Annotated in this window: 9 protein-coding genes and 1 pseudogene; 8 read left to right on the top strand and 2 right to left on the bottom strand. The window is 41.2% G+C overall.

Going from position 1 to position 19,157, the window contains the following annotated elements; genetic code table 11:
* Positions 1 to 121 precede the first annotated feature (121 nt).
* The 8 genes from brxC to brxL all read left to right on the top strand — a co-directional run bounded on the left by brxC (position 122) and on the right by brxL (position 18,230).
* Positions 122 to 2,836 (top strand): BREX system P-loop protein BrxC, encoded by a 2,715-nt coding sequence (gene brxC / locus LC653_RS38700; RefSeq protein WP_308189214.1) that lies wholly within the window; start codon positions 122 to 124, stop codon positions 2,834 to 2,836.
* Between the two features lie 64 nt (positions 2,837 to 2,900).
* Complete coding sequence (pglX, locus tag LC653_RS38695; RefSeq protein ID WP_229500641.1) at positions 2,901 to 6,437, top strand: BREX-1 system adenine-specific DNA-methyltransferase PglX; 3,537 nt, start codon at positions 2,901 to 2,903, stop codon at positions 6,435 to 6,437.
* Between the two features lie 84 nt (positions 6,438 to 6,521).
* Entirely contained in the window at positions 6,522 to 10,262 is a 3,741-nt protein-coding gene (locus LC653_RS38690) for a DEAD/DEAH box helicase (protein ID WP_229500640.1), read from the top strand.
* A complete protein-coding gene (locus tag LC653_RS38685; RefSeq protein ID WP_229500639.1) occupies positions 10,246 to 11,229 on the top strand; it encodes a hypothetical protein in 984 nt (327 codons plus the stop codon). The genes LC653_RS38690 and LC653_RS38685 overlap by 17 nt, the downstream gene beginning before the upstream one ends.
* A gap of 45 nt (positions 11,230 to 11,274) precedes the next feature.
* Complete coding sequence (locus tag LC653_RS38680) at positions 11,275 to 11,976, top strand: DarT ssDNA thymidine ADP-ribosyltransferase family protein (protein ID WP_229500638.1); 702 nt, start codon at positions 11,275 to 11,277, stop codon at positions 11,974 to 11,976.
* The gene (locus tag LC653_RS38675) at positions 11,879 to 13,405 is read left to right on the top strand and encodes an ADP-ribosylglycohydrolase family protein (RefSeq protein ID WP_229500637.1); all 1,527 of its coding nucleotides are present in this window, start codon (positions 11,879 to 11,881) and stop codon (positions 13,403 to 13,405) included. Before LC653_RS38680 ends, LC653_RS38675 begins: the two co-directional genes overlap by 98 nt.
* Positions 13,406 to 13,587: 182 nt before the next feature.
* The gene (gene pglZ / locus LC653_RS38670; RefSeq protein WP_229500636.1) at positions 13,588 to 16,152 is read left to right on the top strand and encodes a BREX-1 system phosphatase PglZ type A; all 2,565 of its coding nucleotides are present in this window, start codon (positions 13,588 to 13,590) and stop codon (positions 16,150 to 16,152) included.
* 59 nt (positions 16,153 to 16,211) lie between these two features.
* Positions 16,212 to 18,230 (top strand): protease Lon-related BREX system protein BrxL, encoded by a 2,019-nt coding sequence (gene brxL / locus LC653_RS38665; protein WP_229500635.1) that lies wholly within the window; start codon positions 16,212 to 16,214, stop codon positions 18,228 to 18,230.
* On the opposite strand, the gene LC653_RS38660 is transcribed toward brxL, so the two are convergent.
* Together LC653_RS38660 and LC653_RS48075 are read right to left on the bottom strand one after the other, a co-directional pair.
* Complete coding sequence (locus LC653_RS38660; RefSeq protein ID WP_229500634.1) at positions 18,227 to 18,856, bottom strand: BrxA family protein; 630 nt, start codon at positions 18,854 to 18,856, stop codon at positions 18,227 to 18,229. The genes brxL and LC653_RS38660 overlap by 4 nt on opposite strands.
* Positions 18,857 to 19,067: 211 nt before the next feature.
* A pseudogene (locus LC653_RS48075) lies at positions 19,068 to 19,157 on the bottom strand (IS5/IS1182 family transposase); the annotation flags it as partial.

Genomic DNA, 19,157 nt, shown 5'->3' with positions numbered 1-19,157 from the left:
AAGTAAAACACGCGGACATAATTTGATTCATAAAGTTAGGTTGTTGATTGATTCAAAAGCTTGAAATTACGTTAACTTTTGGTCACGCTATGGTTCAAAATTTGGTCATGCGGGGGGTAAAATCACACTACAGACTGTTGTGGAAGATTTGGGTACTTACTGTTTGGGAAAAGCTTGGGTGGTGGTGACATCCCAAGAGGCAATGGATGAGATTACCAAAAACAAGATTAAAGGCGAGGACTTTTCTAAGATTATTGGTCGTTTTTATCGCCCACTGAATTTGTCTTCTGCTAATACCGATGAGGTAATTAAGTTACGACTGCTGGGCAAAACTGATGCGGCGCGGGCTGGGTTGGAAGCTTTGTATAGCCAGAAAATTGCTATTCTGAGAAACCAAATTGCTTTTACTCAGGACAGTGCCGATATGCCGGGATATGGCAATCCTCAAGATTTCTTTACCGCCTATCCCTTTATTCCCTATCAGTTTAATCTGTTACAAAAGGTTTTTACTCAAATTCGCCTCATGGGTTCTGCTGGCAAGCACCTGGCATCAGGAGAGCGATCGCTTTTGGATGCATTTCAGGTTGCATCCCAAGCAGTAGCCGGAGAACCTCTTGGTGTGCTGGTTCCGTTCCACACCTTTTACATGGCAGTAGAAGGCTTTTTGGATAGTTCGATCAACCAAGTTATTATTCAGGCGGGTCGGAATCCGCAACTACATTCTTTTGACATTGACCTATTGAAGACCCTATTCATGGTCAAGTACCTGAAAGAAATTCGGGCTAATTTAGATAACTTAACTACTCTTAGCTTAAGTAATATTGACCAGGACAAATTGGCACTACGGCAGCAGGTAGAAGCAGCTTTGGGGCGGTTGGAACGTCAAACTCTTATCCAGCGTAATGGCGATGAATATATTTTCTTGACCCATGAAGAGCAAGATATTGGCAGAGAAATCAAAAATACTCAAGTTGATTCAATCAAAGTTCTCAAAGAATTGCAACAACTTGTCTGGGATTCCATTTTTACTGACAAGGAACTGCGATACAGCCAGCGTCACAAGTATCCATTTAACCGCAAGCTGGATGAACAAACTTTTGGGCAGCAAACTAACGACCTGACCCTGCATCTTGTTACCCCATACGCTGAAAGTTACACTGCTATGCAGGATGATGCTTTCTGCATTGGTACTACGGGATCTCGCTATGAAGTCTTGGTGCGATTGCCTGATAACCAGCGTCTACTGGATGATCTCAATATTTTAATCAAAACAGATGAGTACTTGCGTCTGAAAAATAGCAGCAACCTCAGTCCTAGTATCCAGAGAATTTTAATTGCACGGGGAGACGAGAATAGCAAGCGCCGTCAGGAATTGAAAGTTATCCTAGAGGATTTGATTACTCGTGCTGATGTATTTGCCTGTGGTAGCAAGTTAGAAATTCGCAGTCGAGACACTAAAGGCTTGCTGAATGAAGGTTTGAGCTATTTGGTAGGCAATGTCTATCAAAAGCTCGGTTACGTGGCTAGTGGTTTTGAAAACGAAGATCAGGTAAGTAATGCCCTAACTCGTGAGAGTCAAGAACAAGATATTAACGGACAGCCTGTTAATGTGGCTGCTCATAGTGAAATGCGAGCTTGGTTAATGGAAGAAACCCGCCTTCGTCGCCTTGTCAGTATTAAGGCATTGGTAGATAAGTTTGCAGTCCGTCCCTATGGTTGGTCAGAATTTGACACTTTGGGAGTGATGGCGGAACTTGCTAACAAGGGTGTAATAGAACTGCGACACGCTCAAGGCAACGTTAATCTGCATGATAAAGGTTTAGTAATGCAGTTGCGATCGCGCAAAGAAATAGATAAATATACCGTCCGCCTTACCGATGAAATTAACCCAGCAAATTTGAAGATTGCCAAAGATATGGCCAGCGACTTACTCAATGGCAATATGTCTAGCGATCCACAGTTGCTATTTGAACAATACAAAAATGCCTTAACAAAACGCTCTCAAGAACTAGAAGGTTGGTTAATCCAAGCAGAAGGTGGGCTTCCCTTTGCTGAATTACTGCGTACTAACTTAGATTTGCTGGGTGAATTGTTAACCAAGGACAGTGCGGCGAAGTTTTTCGACACATTTCGTCAGCGACGGGATGATATAGAAGAATTTATCGAAGATGTACAAAAGCTGCAATCGTTCTTCAGCACACAAATTAAGCTGTTCCAGCAAGCTCATAATGACCTGAAAACTTTAGAACCAGAACTACGCCATATTAGTGAGCCAGATTTGCTCAGGCGGGTGGATTTAGTTAAGCAAATTTTGGCGATGTCTGACCCCACTGCAAAGATTCCAGAATTAGCAATGTTACTTCTACCTGTCAAAGATAAGGTGCAGGAGGCGCTAAAAACTCAAATTTATCAGGTGGAGAGTAAAAGCAAGGCAATGCAGGAGAAATTAGCTGACTATGTGACTTCCGCTCACGAAGACATTTCTGCACAGCTAGACCTCAGCAATATCACCCAAGTCATCGATAAACTTGTCACCTCAGTTAACCAAGTAACAAGTATCGATTCTGCGATCGCACGTCAGAGTGAACTAGAAAACATCCTCCCACAATTGCTGCAAAAAGTAGATCAGCAAGCCAATGAAATCATTCAGCGTCAGTCAAACAATGGCAGTAACGGCAAAGCTACTTATGTCAAACCCATCGTATCGGTGCAGGTAGCGAGAGTTGCGCCTAAACCCCTACTGGAAACACTGCAAGATGTGGATGTTTATCTAGAGGCGTTGCGGAAAACCCTATTAGATGAGATTCAACAAAATCATCGCGTTCGCCTTGAGTAATATTACCTAGTTTTACCAATCATTTTCGTACCTTTATTGCATCACCCTATTCCCTCATCAGCTTATGAACCGCACTGCTATCAAAAACTTTGCTATTTGGGCGCGTCGTTACCTACGAGAACAAGTTAAAGCCCGTGCTGCCCAATTTGGCATAACTCACAAAAGTATTACAGAACCTCAGACAGTTGCAGGTGGACTGCTGGTGGCGGGTCAAACGCTAAATACCACGGAAGCAAATCAGTATCATCAACTGCGAAATCGCTTGCAAGATTTAACACTTAGTTCCAGCCAACCCCAGGCAGTAAATGCGCTGATAGATGAAATTGCCTACACCTGGTTTAACCGTTTGGCGGCGTTGCGGTTTATGGAGGTGAATGGATATATCGGGCGGGTGTTGAGTAGTAGCGACTCCAATTTGGTAGACCCTGATTTGTTACGGGATGCTAGTTCTATTGCCGAAATGGGAGATTTACCTGGACTTGACTTGGATACTCTCAATGAGTGGCGCAGTTTTGCCAATCGTGACCCTAACCCCGATGAGTTTCTCTACCGCCGTCTGCTGTTAGCTCAGTGTAAAGCTTTGGCAGAGGGAATTCCGGCACTGTTTGACCCTCGCCAGAACTACCAAGCGCTCTTTTTACCTGGAAATTTGTTAAATCAGGATTCAATTTTACGGCGGCTGGTAAAAGAGATTCCAGAGGAGGACTGGCAGAATATTGAAGTAGTGGGTTGGCTGTATCAGTTCTACATTTCGGAACGCAAGGATGAGGTAATTGGGGCAAAGTCTAAGGTTGCAGCCGCAGATATTCCCGCAGCGACTCAATTGTTTACCCCCCACTGGATTGTTCGGTATATGGTGGAGAACAGTTTAGGGCGGTTGTGGTTAGAAGCGCACCCGGAATCACGGTTGCGTGAGTATATGCCCTACTATTTGGAAAATCCTAACGATAATGGTGAGGGAGAAAAACCGCAAGCTTTAACGCCTCAAGAGTTGACCGTGATAGACCCAGCTTGTGGTAGTGGTCATATTTTGGTGTATGCGTTTGATTTGCTGTTTGAAATTTATAAAGAACAAGGTTATTTAGAGCGCGATATTCCGGCGCTGATTTTGACGCACAATTTGTATGGTTTAGATATTGATGAACGTGCAGCACAGTTAGCGAGTTTTGCAGTATTGATGAAAGCACGGGCGAAGAATTCGCGTATTTTGCGGAAATCTCTGGCTTTAAATATTATGGCGGTGCGTCCTACTCATAGCCAGACTTTACCACCAGCTACAGAATTAATTGTTGAAGATTGGAAACCGTTGATTGAGGCTTTTAAGAATGCAGAGAATTTGGGAAGTTTGATTACTCCACCAGCTTTTGATAGAGAGAAATTGAAATGGCAATTAGATAATTTAGAAGCGAGTGATTCGCTATTTCGGGAGTTTGTTCCGGCTTTGCAGGGGTTGTTATTACAGGCAGAGTTTTTGAGGAATAAGTATTGGGTTGTGGTGGCAAATCCACCTTATATGGGTGGTGGTTCGTTTAATGATGTGGTTAAAAAGTTTGTAAATAACAACTATATAGCTGGTAAAGGTGATTTATATGCTTGTTATATTCTGAAAAATATTGATCTTTGTATTGATCATGGTTCGCTGGCAATGCTAACCATACCTAACTGGATGTTTTTATCTAGCTTTGAAGATTTGCGTAAATTCATTCTAGAAACAACATTTTTAGAAAGTCTAGTACATAATGGCAGAGGCGTTTTTGGCTCAGACTTTGGTAGTTGTACGTTTGTTATTCGTAAGAAAGTTTATCAGGATGGATTAGGTGTATTTAAGAGATTATTTGATAAACAGGGAAGTGTAGCGAGTAATGAGGAACTAGAGCAAAGGTATTTCAATAACAGTAATTTTGATACAAAACCTGCTGATTTTGCAAAGATTCCGGGGAGTGCGATCGCTTATTGGGCTAGCGATAAAATAAAAGAGATATTTTCTAATATTAATGTATTAGGAAATATAGCAGAAACAAGAATTGGAATGGCAACTGCTAATAATGAGCGATTCATAAAATTTTGGCATGAGGTGTCTATTAAAAAAATAGGGTTTAGTATTGCAAATAGACAAGTAGCAAAACAATCAAATAAAAAATGGTTCCCTGTAAATAAGGGTGGAGATTATCGCAAATGGTATGGTAATAATGATTTCATTATCAATTGGGAAAATGATGGCTACCTTTTACAGTCAATTAAAGATAGCTCTGGTAGAGTAAGAGCGCACAATTTTAATTTAGACTTTATATTTAAACCAGCTATTACATGGTCTAGTGTAAGCTCATCTAAGTTTGGAGTCCGAAAATCTGACGCAGGATTTTTATTCATTACTGGTGGTTCATCTGCTTTCCCTAGTGAACAGTATATGAATCTATTAACAGGATTTTTGTGTTCAAATACTGCTTTTGAACTAACGAGAGCAATCAGCCCTACACTTAATTTTGAAGTTGGTCATATTGCATCTCTTCCATTTTTTTTGAATAAAAATAATCAGCTAAATTATGAAATTGATACTATAGTAAATCAAACAATTTTAATTAGTTGCCAAGACTGGGATAACTTTGAAACCTCCTGGGACTTCCAAACCCACCCCCTATTACGCCACAACACCAAACACCTCAGCGAAGCCTTCACCATTTGGCAAAGCAAATCAGAAACCGCCTTCCGCGAACTGCAACAACTCGAAGAAGAAAATAACCGCTACTGGATAGAAGCATACGGCTTACAAGACGAACTCACCCCAGAAGTACCCGACGACCAAATCACCATTCGCCGCGCCGACTTAAACAAAGATATCCGTTCCCTCATCTCCTACGCCGTCGGCTGTATTATGGGGCGCTACTCCCTCGACAAACCCGGACTCATCCACGCTGGACAACCTTTTGACTCCACCCTACACCAAACCTTAAGCGCCAGCAGTGATGCAATTATTCCGATCACAGACCAAGCATATTTCGATAACGATATTGTTACCCGCTTTATAGAATTTCTGCGCGTCGCCTACAGCCCCGAAACCCTTACCGAAAACCTCAACTTCATCGCCAACGCCCTCACCCTCAAAAACGGCGAAAGCGCCCAAGAACGCATCCGTCGCTACTTTCTGCAAGAATTCATTTCTGACCACATTCAAACTTATAGAAAACGCCCCATTTACTGGCTGTTTACCAGTGGAAAAAAACGAGCTTTTGGCGCATTACTATATTTACACCGTTACAGCGAAGATGCTCTTGCTCGTATCCGCACCGATTATGTTTTGGAATTGCAAGTCAAACTAGATGGGGAAATTGCCAGGGCACAACAACAGCTAGATAATACCAGTTCTAGCGCCGCTAAAAAAGCTGCCACAAACCGCCTGAAAGAACTGCAAGCCCAACAGCTAGAACTGCGAGATTACCAAGCCAAGCTGCAAACCCAAGCCGATGCGCGAATTAATCTTGACCTTGACGATGGTATAGCGTACAACTACACGCGCTTCAAAGGTTTAGTTTATGAAGGTGCAGATTTAAAAATTGCTGACTTAGAAAAAGCCTCGCAGTGGAAAAGGGAACTGTTGAAATAAGTTCATTATGAAGTGTAAATCTGTTACACAAAAGTCTTCAATCTTGTTGATTAGTTATTGTTTTCCAGATGGGGTGACAAGGTGATGTCTGAAACTTGGGGTTACAACTATATAAAGGCAGCTAGTGCTAACTTTATTAGCCTTATTGAAGGAGCGGATGTACTAAATGCCTATCCTGATTATTGGCAGCGACACGCTCGTGCTGATGAACTTATATCTCATCTTTTAGGTTCGGAGCCTTGCATCTTCTATATTCGCAGACAAGAGCCGGGAAGAAATTCAGAATATGAAGAAAAATGGAAACTTATAGTAGCAACAGATCGAGATGATTTCCAATTACCTTTGAAGTTAGAAGAACGGCAACAAACTTTACAGCTTTCAGGAATTGTTCAGCGAGATGGCACAGGCAATTTAGTTTTAACTGCAATTAATTTAGTAGACCTAGAACAAGGACGGGTAGATTCTTTTTCTTTACCTCGGCTGATTCTCCTACAACGCGCTCATCAAAATAATATAGGTATTCCAGAAACAGCATTTGCAGAAATAGCAACAATGCCTGTTTGTAGTTCTTATGTGCCAACTTATGACCAAATACAAGGCTGGGAAGCTTACTTAGGAATACAACGCCGCATAGCAGAAAACCGTCAGTTCTATGTTCCTGTTATTTCTTACAACTACTCTGCATCCGCAAAGCATATAACCTTTACAGTGGATGCTACTTTAGCTACCAGTAATGGCTCGATTTCGATCACGTTAGATGAATTTTGGAAGCGCGCTGAAAAGGTTATAAACGAACCTTTAAAGTTTCTTGCAAGTTCTGCTGAAATCCGCAATAGACGTGCGGGTAAGGAATTAGGGAAGATTGAATCAGTTAGACGTAATCATAACCAAATAACACTCAAACTAGAACCTGATATAGCAGAGTTTTTAAAGCAGGATAATTTTGCACTACCTGAAACAATATTGTTGTTTTTTAAAGACACTGGTAGCCTTGCTCAAATTCAATGGCAAGGACAAGCTTTAAGAAACTTGAGGCTAGGTTATACACACAACTTTAATTTAAGCAAATTTTTCTTTGAAGCTTCTCAGGCTAGACCGCTAGAAAAAACTATCCAACTAGCTCAAGAAGATTTATTCCTGGGTCAGGCTAATGATAGCCAATTAGCGGCAGTGGAAGCTGTATTAGCTGCGGAGGATCTCATTTTATTACAAGGGCCTCCTGGTACAGGCAAGACAACGGTTATTACCGAAATTTGCTATCAAGTTGCTCTTAAAGGTGGGCGTACCCTAATTGCTTCTCAAGCCAACCTAGCAGTAGATAACGCTTTAAGCCGATTATCTCATCACCCAGTCCTGCGTCCTGTGCGGGATGGGAATACAGGAAATGTTAGCCCAGAAGGAGAACCTTTCCTAAGTGGAAACGTTATTAATAGATGGACACAAAATACATCTGCTGAGTGCGAAAATCGTTTATCAAAGCACCAAAAACTTGTACAAGGTTTACGTCCATTACTAACATCGTTAGACCAATTTCAAGCTTATCTACAAATTGAAGAAAGTTTTCTTCAACAGCAACATCAATTACTAGAAAGTAAGAATACTCTAGAATTAGAATGCCAGAGAAGAAGATATACTTACGCTCAACTAGAAGCTCGACAGCATCAGATTGATTTTATGCAATCTGACTTACAAAAACTCATTGAAGCGAATAGTGTATTTCTTGCTAACCAACAGATAAAAATTGAACAGTTAAAAAATCGTAAAACAGAACTTGCTTCAGCCCTCCGTGAGCTTGAGGATTGGCAACTAACAGCGAACTCTCAAATTTATGAAGTATTGAAGCAATGCTTGCAACAACGTCATCCTCTTGCAGAAGATTTAATTCCATTGCCATTACAGGTACAGACTATTGCACTAGAAGTTTGCCAGCAACCTTGGAAACAATATATTGATGAGTGCCAACTCGAAATAAATGAACTAATATTTCAGCTAAATGAATGTGATGAAGTATATAAAGTTGGTAATAAAATATATTGGTTGCTGTTGCAAAACCAAAAAACCTTAATTAATATAGAGCCTTTTGAGGCACAAGTTTCTCAAATAAGAGAACAACTTGCAACCAGAATTAACAGTCAGCATCACATACAAGCAATTAATCTATTACACAACTATTCTAGTACTACTATTGTAGATATAAATCAATCGTCCGAACAAAGAAAAATTTATATCGCAGCTATTAAGTTAGAAGCAATTAAGCGAGAATACGAGCAATTAATCCAAAACAATCAAGCAAGAGATTGGGAATCTAAATTATATAAACTTATAGCCAAAGTTAGCAGTGGCATTACTGAAAGTGCAAAAGATTTTTTCAATAAATTACAAACTGAAACTGAGCAAATGCTTCTGCTAACATCGGTGTCTCAAGATAATTTACAAGCCACTCTAGCTCCTTTATCTGTACTTTCAACTATTAATAGCCATATAAATTCTGAACTTGAAAGCATTCGAGAAGTTACTAATAAAGCTTTCAATGAAGTTACAGAACTATCTAATCAAGTTAGAGAAATTGAAAAGCAGATAGAAGAATTAGAACTAAATTTAAACAATTTTAGACATTGGTGGTTAGGTATTTACCAGAAAATTCCTAACTGGCTTAAACCAAATGTTGATGATGAGGAATTATTTAATCTGAATTTTTTGAGAAATATTCCAATTAACTTTGAGTTATGGCAACAAGAGCTTGAGCAATCAGAAGCTTACCTTAACCAATGGGAACCAACTATTCAAAAATGGATTGAAAAATTACGGCAACCATCTGATCTAGAGTATGAGGCTTTGCGAAAAAAATATTTGGATAACGCTAATGTTATCGGCGTTACCTGCATGAAAGCAGCAAGATGTAATTACTTACAGCAATTTGGACACTTTGATGTAGTAATTATTGACGAAGTAAGTAAAAGTATTCCACCAGAGTTACTTATACCAACATTAAAAGGTAAAAAGATTGTAATGATTGGTGACTATCGCCAGTTACCACCTATTTTAGATGAAGAAAATTTAGATGAGCTTGCTGAAGAACTTTCTATTCCTATAGATAATCTTCAATTTTTAGAGCAATCATGGTTTCAGTTGCAATTTCAAGCAGCACAAACTAACCAAGCAAGTATAACTAGACGGCTAAATATCCAGTATAGAATGCATCCACAGATTATGGAAGCAATCAACCAATTTTATGATGAAGGCGATGGTGGACTTAGTTGTGGGCTTACCAATCCTGATATTGAACGCGCCCACAATTTAGCGGGTTTAATTATCGGGGAGGATAATCATATTATGTGGGCCGCAATACCTACAGGTAGAGAGTTTCATGAAAGAAGAGATGGCACATCATATTATAACGACGTAGAAATTAGAAAAATTAAAGCATTATGTAAACAAATGGAAGAATCTTGGGTACCTAAAGTCGCTCAGGGTTTACCTAAAAAAGAAATAGGAATTATCACATTTTATGGCGCTCAATTAAGACGAATTGAAAGTTGCTTCTCTGCTAATAATTTTCCTTCTCTAAATATTCGTACCGGAACAGTTGATAGATTTCAGGGCATGGAAAAACCCGTGATTATTGTCAGCATGGTTCGCAACAATCTGCAAAGTAATTTTGGGTTTGCTCAAACGCCTGAAAGAGTTAATGTTGCTTTCTCTCGTGCTAAAGAATTACTCATAATCGTAGGCTGTCATGATTTATTTACCCAACTTCCTATATATCAAAAAGTATCACAAGTTGTACATGAATACAGAGGATTTATAGATGTATCTAACCTTTGATATGAAGCAAATTGACTTTCGGTTAAGTAGATTAGTTCATAAACTTGAATCTCAAGGATATCAAGTATTGGCTGGGCGCTATGTTCGCTATAACGTCCAACAAATGTTAGTGAAGGCTACTATTAGCGAATTGCGTGAAGTAGATATATTTGAAGAGTTCATACTAAGCACAGCAATTAATGTCGTTCCATCAGTAACTATAGAAGAGTTAGCAAATGTTCTGGGTATAGATTCTATGCTCATGAGAGGTGTTGCTGAAAATCTTCAATCTTGGAAATTTTTAGAACTAACCTCAGACTCTACTTTAAAAATTACACCTTTTGGCAAAAAAATATTTGAGGAAGAAAATTCTGTATTAGAACCTTCTTATACTCAAAACATTTATGCTATAGCTGATCCTTTAACAAATCAAATTAATTTTGATAATACACGTTTACAAGATGCGCCTTTAGAATTAAAAAGCTTAGGACAATTTATTGCTATCGATAAATATCCTGACATTTATGCTTTAACAATTGCAGATGTACAGAATATCGCTCTCGATATCGTAATTCGAGAAAAAACTCAAAGAGTAACCAGCTACCAAGAATTATCTACTATTACAACTGTCAGAAAGAAAATATCTATTTTTTATCTTTTAGATTCACAAGACCAATACATTATCAAAATATTTAGTGAAGATCAAGAATTAAAAATTGCATCAGATTTATTAACAGAGATTTTAAGTGCTGGAAATGAACAGCAGATAGTATGGGATGAATTGTTTCGATTATCAGATGCAGAAATAACGTTTGCAGATTCAATAGAGGATATTGCTGACAAGATATCTTTTGATTGGGTTCTAGATGACGTATGTTCTGAGAGTTTCGATCTAGATGAAGAAACTGAATTAGCTAATTCATCAGAGACTAGAATTCTCCCAGCCTCAGGGCGAACGCACGGCATTTCTGAAACCCTTGCTGGATAAGGATATTGATGAAAAAATAGCCTAAGCAATGAAACGCCCAAACCCTTGCTATTAAAGGATTTTTATACTTTAGATGCGTTTGCCCTGCTCCCAGCCTCCTCCAGATACAATACAACGGACGCTGAAGATATTAAATCTTTTGTTTTACACAGGAAAATCGAAAAACTTTTACATTTAACCCGTCTTGATAATCTAAATAATATTTGTCGTGCGGACGCTATATTATCTTTATATCAATTAGAAAAGAATAATATTTGCACTAACCCATTTGATGGTAGAAAACCTGAAGGACAGAAGTACAAAAATTATGTTAATTGTAGTTTAACTTACTATAATTTTTTTATGCTTTATGGGCTTGTACATAAATCTGAGGAACCTGTAGTTTTGTTATGTATCAAGCCTGATTATTTATGGAAACAAGGAATAGAATTCTGCAAATTCAATGCTGCCACAGGTGGAGGTCGTCACATAGCGCCTGGTTATCACACACTTCAAACTCTATTCGATGATACAGTACAAGACAGACAGGGATTACAAGATCGCAATAGTAAACCAATTAACCTACCTACTTGTATTCAAGCTGAAGTTTTGATCCGAGATGGTATCCCTTTAGCAGACATAATGGAAATCGTGATCCGCTCTCCACGCCATGAACAAAATGTACGGCAAGCAGGATGGAGAGGAAATATCCGAGTATCATCTCGTGATTTTGATTGGCATTCTGAGTGGATTGTTAGAGGTAGTTAAAAGCAGCTTATTTATTAACGAGTTGGTTATGCAAGAAAAAAATCAATTATTATCGATTGACTCACTCCAGGATCGCTGTGCTGGTTCGATAATTGCTGCTGCGGCTGGTGATGCACTAGGTTGGATGACAGAATTTATCCGTTCGCATAACGACCTCAAACATAAAATGGGTTTAGAGCAAGTTACTGACTACCAGTCATGGAGTAAGCGTGTTGGTGGACGCTTCCAAGGTTATGAGGATTATATTGCTGCTGGGGAATATTCTGACGATACCCAATTAACTATCTGCACTGCTGCCTGTATATCCTTCAATGGATGCTTTGACTATCATCCTTTTTGCAAGTTTGAGTATCCAATGTGGCTAGAATATGCTCGTGGTGCAGGTGGCACCGTCAAGGAAGCAGCTGAAAAAATACAGCGCAAGTCGGCTGATTGGAATAGCAATTTTTTCAGCCGTAAGACGAAAGAAGGCAGCATAGACTACCGTGATGGTGGTGCCAATGGTGCAGCCATGAGAATATCACCTCATGTATTAGCTAATGTCGGCCGTTGGGAACAAGCTGAAGCAGATATTTGGCGTAATTCAATAATTAGTCACGGTCATCCAAGAGCTATCGTTGGAGCGCTCTTATATGGATATGCACTACAAACTGTATTGCAGTGGTCAGAACCTAGTATAGGTCAACAGTTGATTGAAATACTTGGCAACTGGGTAAAACAGTTGCAAATTCCGAAAATACCCGCTTTGAAAACATGGCTGACTGAATGGAATAAAGGAAGGGTAGAATCTTTCGAGGCAGTCTTTGAGAAAACCAAACAAGAAGCTGTGGAGTGGTTGCGTCTAGTCTGGTTAGGATTACGTAAAGATGAATCACCTCAAAACATACTTGACCAACTAGGCTGTTTTGACCAAGCTACCAAAGGTTCTGGGTTAGCGACTGCGATCGCTGGGGTTTATTTGTTTGCCCGTCAGCCAGAACAAACCCAGGAAAGCATTATTACCGCAGCTAATATGATAGGCAGTGATACTGATTCAATCGCTGCTTTTGTTGGTGGCTTAGGCGGTGCTGCTTTTGGATTGGAAGTTATTTCTGAAAAATGGCGATCGCAGATTCAAGATGCGCCATTTTTGATTTGCATAGGTGAACATCTAGCTAAAATTTCTGCTGGCGAACATGAAAAGATGAAAATTCGCCCAGGGTATAGCGGTATAAAATTGGGCAAAGCTTTGTGTCGTCAGACAGTTCATAAGGATATGCGAGTTGTACATTGCCGTCTAGGTGCAGGCACGATCACAGAAATAGATAAACAATCTCTGCTCACTCAAGGGCGAACAGTAACAACTGTACGCATCAATTTCGATGTTGGTCAAAGCTGCAAGTTAGCTTTTCGTGCTGATACCCCTAGCAAAACATTATTTATTATTTAGTGCATCTGTTCCTAAACAGATGGTCATTAGCTAACGACAAAAAAACACTATAAGGCTATGATTCCTGTTTTAACGGCAAAAAATAAAATTTTTGCGAGTTAATCCTGCCTCAGTAAGAAAATCACATCAACTTTTGCCCCACGTAACTTAACTCACTCCTAAAAAGTTGTGTAAACAATTCTATGAACACCGCTCGTATCCAAAACACTCTAGAAACACTCTTTCAAGATTCTGCCCGTTGGTTACACCCAGGACGGAGGGTGGTGTTTTGGTACGACCCCGAACAACAATTTACCAGCAGCTTCAATGAACTCCAACTCGAAGGCGTAGAAAAACTCCAACTCGCTGATACTGCTTTTACCGTTAAATATCACCTGCTGGTCGAGCAACCCAATCAAACTTTTCTACTGTACGCCCCCTTTCCCGAACCTGCGCCCCAAGAAAACTGGCTTCTAGACATCCAAAAAAGCGGTTTAACCTTCTCTGCTGACCCCGCCGCCCTCATCTATGCAGATTTAGGATTGCGATCACGCCGCCTGGAAATTGTCATCCGGGAACATGAGAAATTCTTTAAAAGCCGCAAACGGACAGAAGCCCTGCAAGCAATGGGTATTTCCCCCGACAGCGACGAGCGGGGATTACTCCTGGCTATGCTTTCCGTTCTCGCAGGCTTAAAAGTACCCGATGCAGGGACACTGATTCGGCGGGTGCTGCTGGAAGGGTTATTAGAGTCTGATAACGCCCTCTGGTCTGATATTGAGCGTTTTATCTCCCCTGAAGTTTTCTGGGAGGTAGTCCAAGAACACACGGATTTTCCTAAGCAAAACCCCAGTTTAAACAAGTTATTCGTGCAGTTGTTAATCACCCATTTTGCTAAATCTCTGCACGATACCATCCCGCCTCAGCTTGCAAACCAAGTCATCACTCCTGGACAACGGGCTTATGCTTTTATCGACCAGTGGATGCGCGACCAGCAAGATTCTCTAGGCTGGAAGATCCTCAGCAGTGAGGTAGCAGAACAATTACATATATTTGATGCTATAGAGAATTTAGAGCCGGAAGTTTTATTTGAAACAGCCAGTTTCGAGGTAGTGGATAAGGTATTAATCCGCACCTGCGTTAAAACACTGCAAATGCAAATGGGGCAACAAATAACGGAATTGACACCCTGGCGAACTTGGTTACAGGCACGTCATACCCTGATTTGGTTTCCCCAGTATGAGAAGATTTATCAAGCATTAGAAGCTGCGATCGCTCTGTTGGAATTTAAGCAACAGTATCCAGAAGGATTCCGCCAGCCAGCCCCGCTTCTCTTCAAAGCCTACGCCAGCGATTTACACTCCTTTGACAAAGCTTACCGCCACTTTATCGTCAAGAGCGATGATGCCCAAGGGGATATCCTCAAGGGTTTAATTGACGATGTGGAAAATTTATACACTCAATGGTTCCTAGATGGTCTAGGAGAAGCTTGGTCTGATGCTCTTGGTAATACCTGGGAATTAGAAGGCATAGCATCCCAAACTAGATTTTTTGGTAGACACGTACTCCCAATTTTAGAACGGAGCGATCGCGAAAAAGTATTTGTGATTATCTCCGATGCTTTGCGCTACGAAGTCGCCAGCGAACTCGAAGAGGTAATTAAAAAAGAAGTTCGGGGTGAAACCAGCCTAGAGGCACAATTGGGAGTTTTACCCAGCGTGACCCGGTTAGGTATGGCAGCACTTCTTCCAGGGTCAAAACTAGAACTCATAGCAGGTGATGATGATGTTCAACTGGATGGGCTTAGTACTAAAGGAGCATTAGCAAGGCAAAAGGTACTAAATCAAAATAGTCGGGTAGAAGCTACAGTACTTAGTGCCAAAGACCTGCTAGAGATGAATACTGACGAAGGACGGGCTGCTGTGCAACCTTATCGCCTAATCTACATTTATCACAACGTCATTGATGCGATCGGCGATCAGGCATCCAGCGAACGTCAAGTACTATCAGCTTGCGGAACAGCAATTAGCGAACTGCTACGACTGGTAAAGAAAATTTGTAATTCTATCAATGGTACAAACGTTATCATCACCGCAGACCACGGTTTTTTATACCAACGTCGCCCCATTCAAGAAGCAGACAAGCGACCCCTACCAAGTGGTGAAGTAGTACTGGAAGGCAAACGCCGCTACCTGCTAGCACGAGAACAGTTGAATGACTCAACCTTACTGCACTTTAGCCTGCCCTATACAGAAAATGGCATAGTTGCGATCGTACCCCGTGGTAGTTTACGCTTTGCCGTCCAAGGTGCAGGAGCGCAGTTTGTCCACGGCGGGGCATCTCTCCAAGAAATCTGCGTACCAGTTATCACCTATCATCACCAACGGGCGGTTAAAGGAGACGAAGGCCCAGCCCGGAAAGTAGGGGTACAGGTAAGTGCCAGAGTTCGGCGGGTAACGAATAATCGTTTTACATTGACATTAGTACAAAGCGATGCAGTTGAGGGGAGATGGCGATCGCGTCAAATTACAGTTGCTTTCTACGATCCCCAAACTAATACACCGATAACAGATGTGCGAGGAGCAAACTTAAGCAGCACTAGCCCACATCCTAGCGATCGGGAAATTAACTTAAGGTTGACCGTAACTACCGCTAATCCCCCTAGTAACGTCTATTTAATAGTTAAGGATGCAGACGATGAAAGTGAATTGCTCCGAGAAACCTGGGCAGTTAGTTTAGGGATCGCTAACGACTTTGGAGATTTCTAAGCCAATATAGTCACAATATCGGTGATATCAAATTATTCTCTCCTGCTCCCTGCCCCAAAATGGATGACCTGAATCAAAAACTAAACAGCATTTACCCTGGAAAGGTAGTACGTAAAGACCTGACTAAACGTATTAAAGAAGGCGCTAACGTACCAGTGTATGTGCTGGAATACCTACTCGGTATGTACTGCGCGACCGACGACGAAACCACCATTGAGGAAGGCGTTACTCGTGTAAAAAACATCTTGGCACAAAATTACGTCCGTCCTGATGAAGCAGAACAGATCAAATCTAAAATTCGGGAATTGGGAAGATTTACCATCATTGACCGGGTAACGGTAACACTCAACGACAGAGATGACATCTATCAGGGAACTTTAATGAACCTGGGTGTCAAAGGCGTAGTCATTGACCCAGAAATTGTCAAACCAAACCAAAAACTTTTGGGTGGTGGTATTTGGTGTATTTTACAACTGGAATATGAAGCAGGAACCAAACCCAGCCCCTTCATTGTCGGCAGCCTCAAACCTATCCAAATGCCTAGTGTGGATATGGATGAACTGTTTGCGGGTCGCCCAGCTTTTACCCGCAGTGAATGGATTGACTTGCTGATTCGGTCAACAGGACTGGAACCCACTACCGTCAGCGAAGATGTAAAATGGCATCTACTTGCCCGTTTGGTAGCCCTTTGTGAAAATAACTACAACTGCTGCGAACTTGGCCCCCGTTCTACAGGTAAATCACACGTCTACAAAGAAGTTTCTCCTAACTCAATCTTGGTTTCTGGTGGAAAAACTACAGTAGCGAATCTTTTCTACAATATGTCCAACCGTCGCGTGGGATTAGTGGGTTTATTTGACGTGGTTGCCTTTGATGAAGTAGCAGGCATGAGCTTCCATGATAACGACGGTGTGCAAATCATGAAAGACTACATGGCATCAGGTTCTTTTGCACGCGGTAAGGCAGAGATTACCGCTAATGCTTCTATGGTCTTTGTCGGCAACATTAATCAAAGCGTGGAATCCTTAGTAAAGACCTCACACCTGCTGGCACCCTTTCCCGAAGCCATGATTGACACCGCCTTCTTCGACCGTTTTCACGCTTATATTCCTGGCTGGGAAATTCCCAAATTTAGCCCAGAGAATTTCACCAACCAGTACGGGTTCATTGTCGATTATTTAGCAGAATGGCTGCGAGAAATGCGTAAACGCAGTTTTGCCGATGCCATAGACCTCCACTTCAGACTAGGTAACAATCTTAAGCAACGAGATGTTCAAGCAGTTCGCAAAACTGTATCAGGGCTGCTTAAACTGCTTTTTCCAGATGGCTCATTTAGTAAGGAAGATGTGCGTGAAGCCCTAGTGTATGGGCTGCGGGTACGACGGCGTGTGAAAGAACAGTTAAAGAAAATTGGTGGAATGGAATTTTACGATGTGCATTTCAGCTACATCGACTTGGAAACTCTAGACGAGCATTTTGTTTCAGTACCAGAACAGGGTGGTTCGAGCTTGATTAGTCAGGAAATGCTGACTCCCGGTCACTTGCACTTTGTCAGTACTGGGGATAGCGGCATAATTGGGGCATTCAAACTTGAACTGCAAGCAGTACCCGGTACTGGCAAGCTAGTACGCACTGGTGTAGCGACGGCTGGCAAGATGAAGGACAGTTTAAACATTGCCATGAATTACTTCAAAGCTAACGCTCAAAGAGTCAGCAGTAGCATTCACCCAAGTAATTTGGATTTTTTACTTCAGTTATTAGACTTGCAAGGGTCTGGCGCACCGCAAGAGAGCGGATTAGCATTGTTCGTTTCGTTATGTTCTGCTTCTTTAAAACGAAGCGTTCAAACACAATTTGCGATATTTGGGGAAATGACCATTGGTGGGACGATTACACCAGTCAGTAACCTAGCGGGTAGCCTGCAAGTAGCCTTTGATGCTGGCGCTAAACGTATCCTCTTACCAATGGCAAGCGCTGTGGACTTAGCTAGTGTTCCGCCAGAGTTGTTTGCTAAATTTCAAACATCATTTTACGCTGACCCCGTAGACGCAGTATTTAAAGCGTTAGCAGTCGATTAAAAATCAAGCATGAGAGTCAGGTAATAACCTAGCCCATCAGCAAGTAATTTTTGACGTAAAGCTGATGGTACGGGAACAGAGCGAATTTGATAATTTCCTCTCGGAAACGTGGGTTGCAACAGACCCGCATTTACTAGCACCAGTAAAGTGTTGCTAGCAGCTTTTTTATAGGTAGAGTTTGACCATGCACCCACAGTTGAATTTTGATCTCGTTTTCCTTCAAAGAAGGTTCGCAAATCAGCAGCCGTTACGACGTAATCAAAACCCTTAATTTTGTCTAGCAGGACTTCATCGATGAGTTCGCGCAGAAGGCGGTGTTCTCGCAGAATCAGGAACAATATGGTGAATCGATGGATGTCAGGGTTGCCAGTGGCAATTAATTGAATATATTCCTCTGGGACTTGCTGAAGGCGTTTGAGAATAGTTTGCAGCGCCCGCTCACGGGAAGCTTGAGAACGCAGTTGAAACAAATCCTCCACCAATACCCGTTGCCGAATATCTTCCTGGGTTGCACCTTGGTACATCAGTTCAGCAACTCGAAGGGTTTCAATTAGAACAAAAGCATTGTTAGTACGAGCAGTATAAGCAGTTTCAGGCATAATCGAAACAATAGAGAAGGCAAGCAAAACCCTTTCTCAAACCTAGATAGTGAGTTATGGATTTAAATGTTTTTCAGGAAATGCTCGTTAGCATCCTCCTATGTAAATCTCCTATTACATTTTCGTCAAGGTTTCGGAGTTTAATACTTCTAAAGGCGGTCAACCTTTGACCTCATCTCACCTGTGATCATCCGTTTAATTCTAAGAGGCTGTTTGAAAAGTTTTGAGAAGTTAAATGTTATGCTAGTCGCCTTACCATAATACGGATGATAGCAAGGTAGATAAATGTCTCCGATGTTTCAGGCAATAATTCATAGTCTCTAACCAA

The organism is Nostoc mirabile CHAB5784 (genome assembly GCF_020829645.1).
Classification (GTDB): Bacteria; Cyanobacteriota; Cyanobacteriia; order Cyanobacteriales; family Nostocaceae; genus Nostoc; species Nostoc mirabile.
The sequence above is the reverse complement of the archived record's forward strand: the minus strand, read 5'-3'. Positions and strand labels throughout refer to the sequence as shown.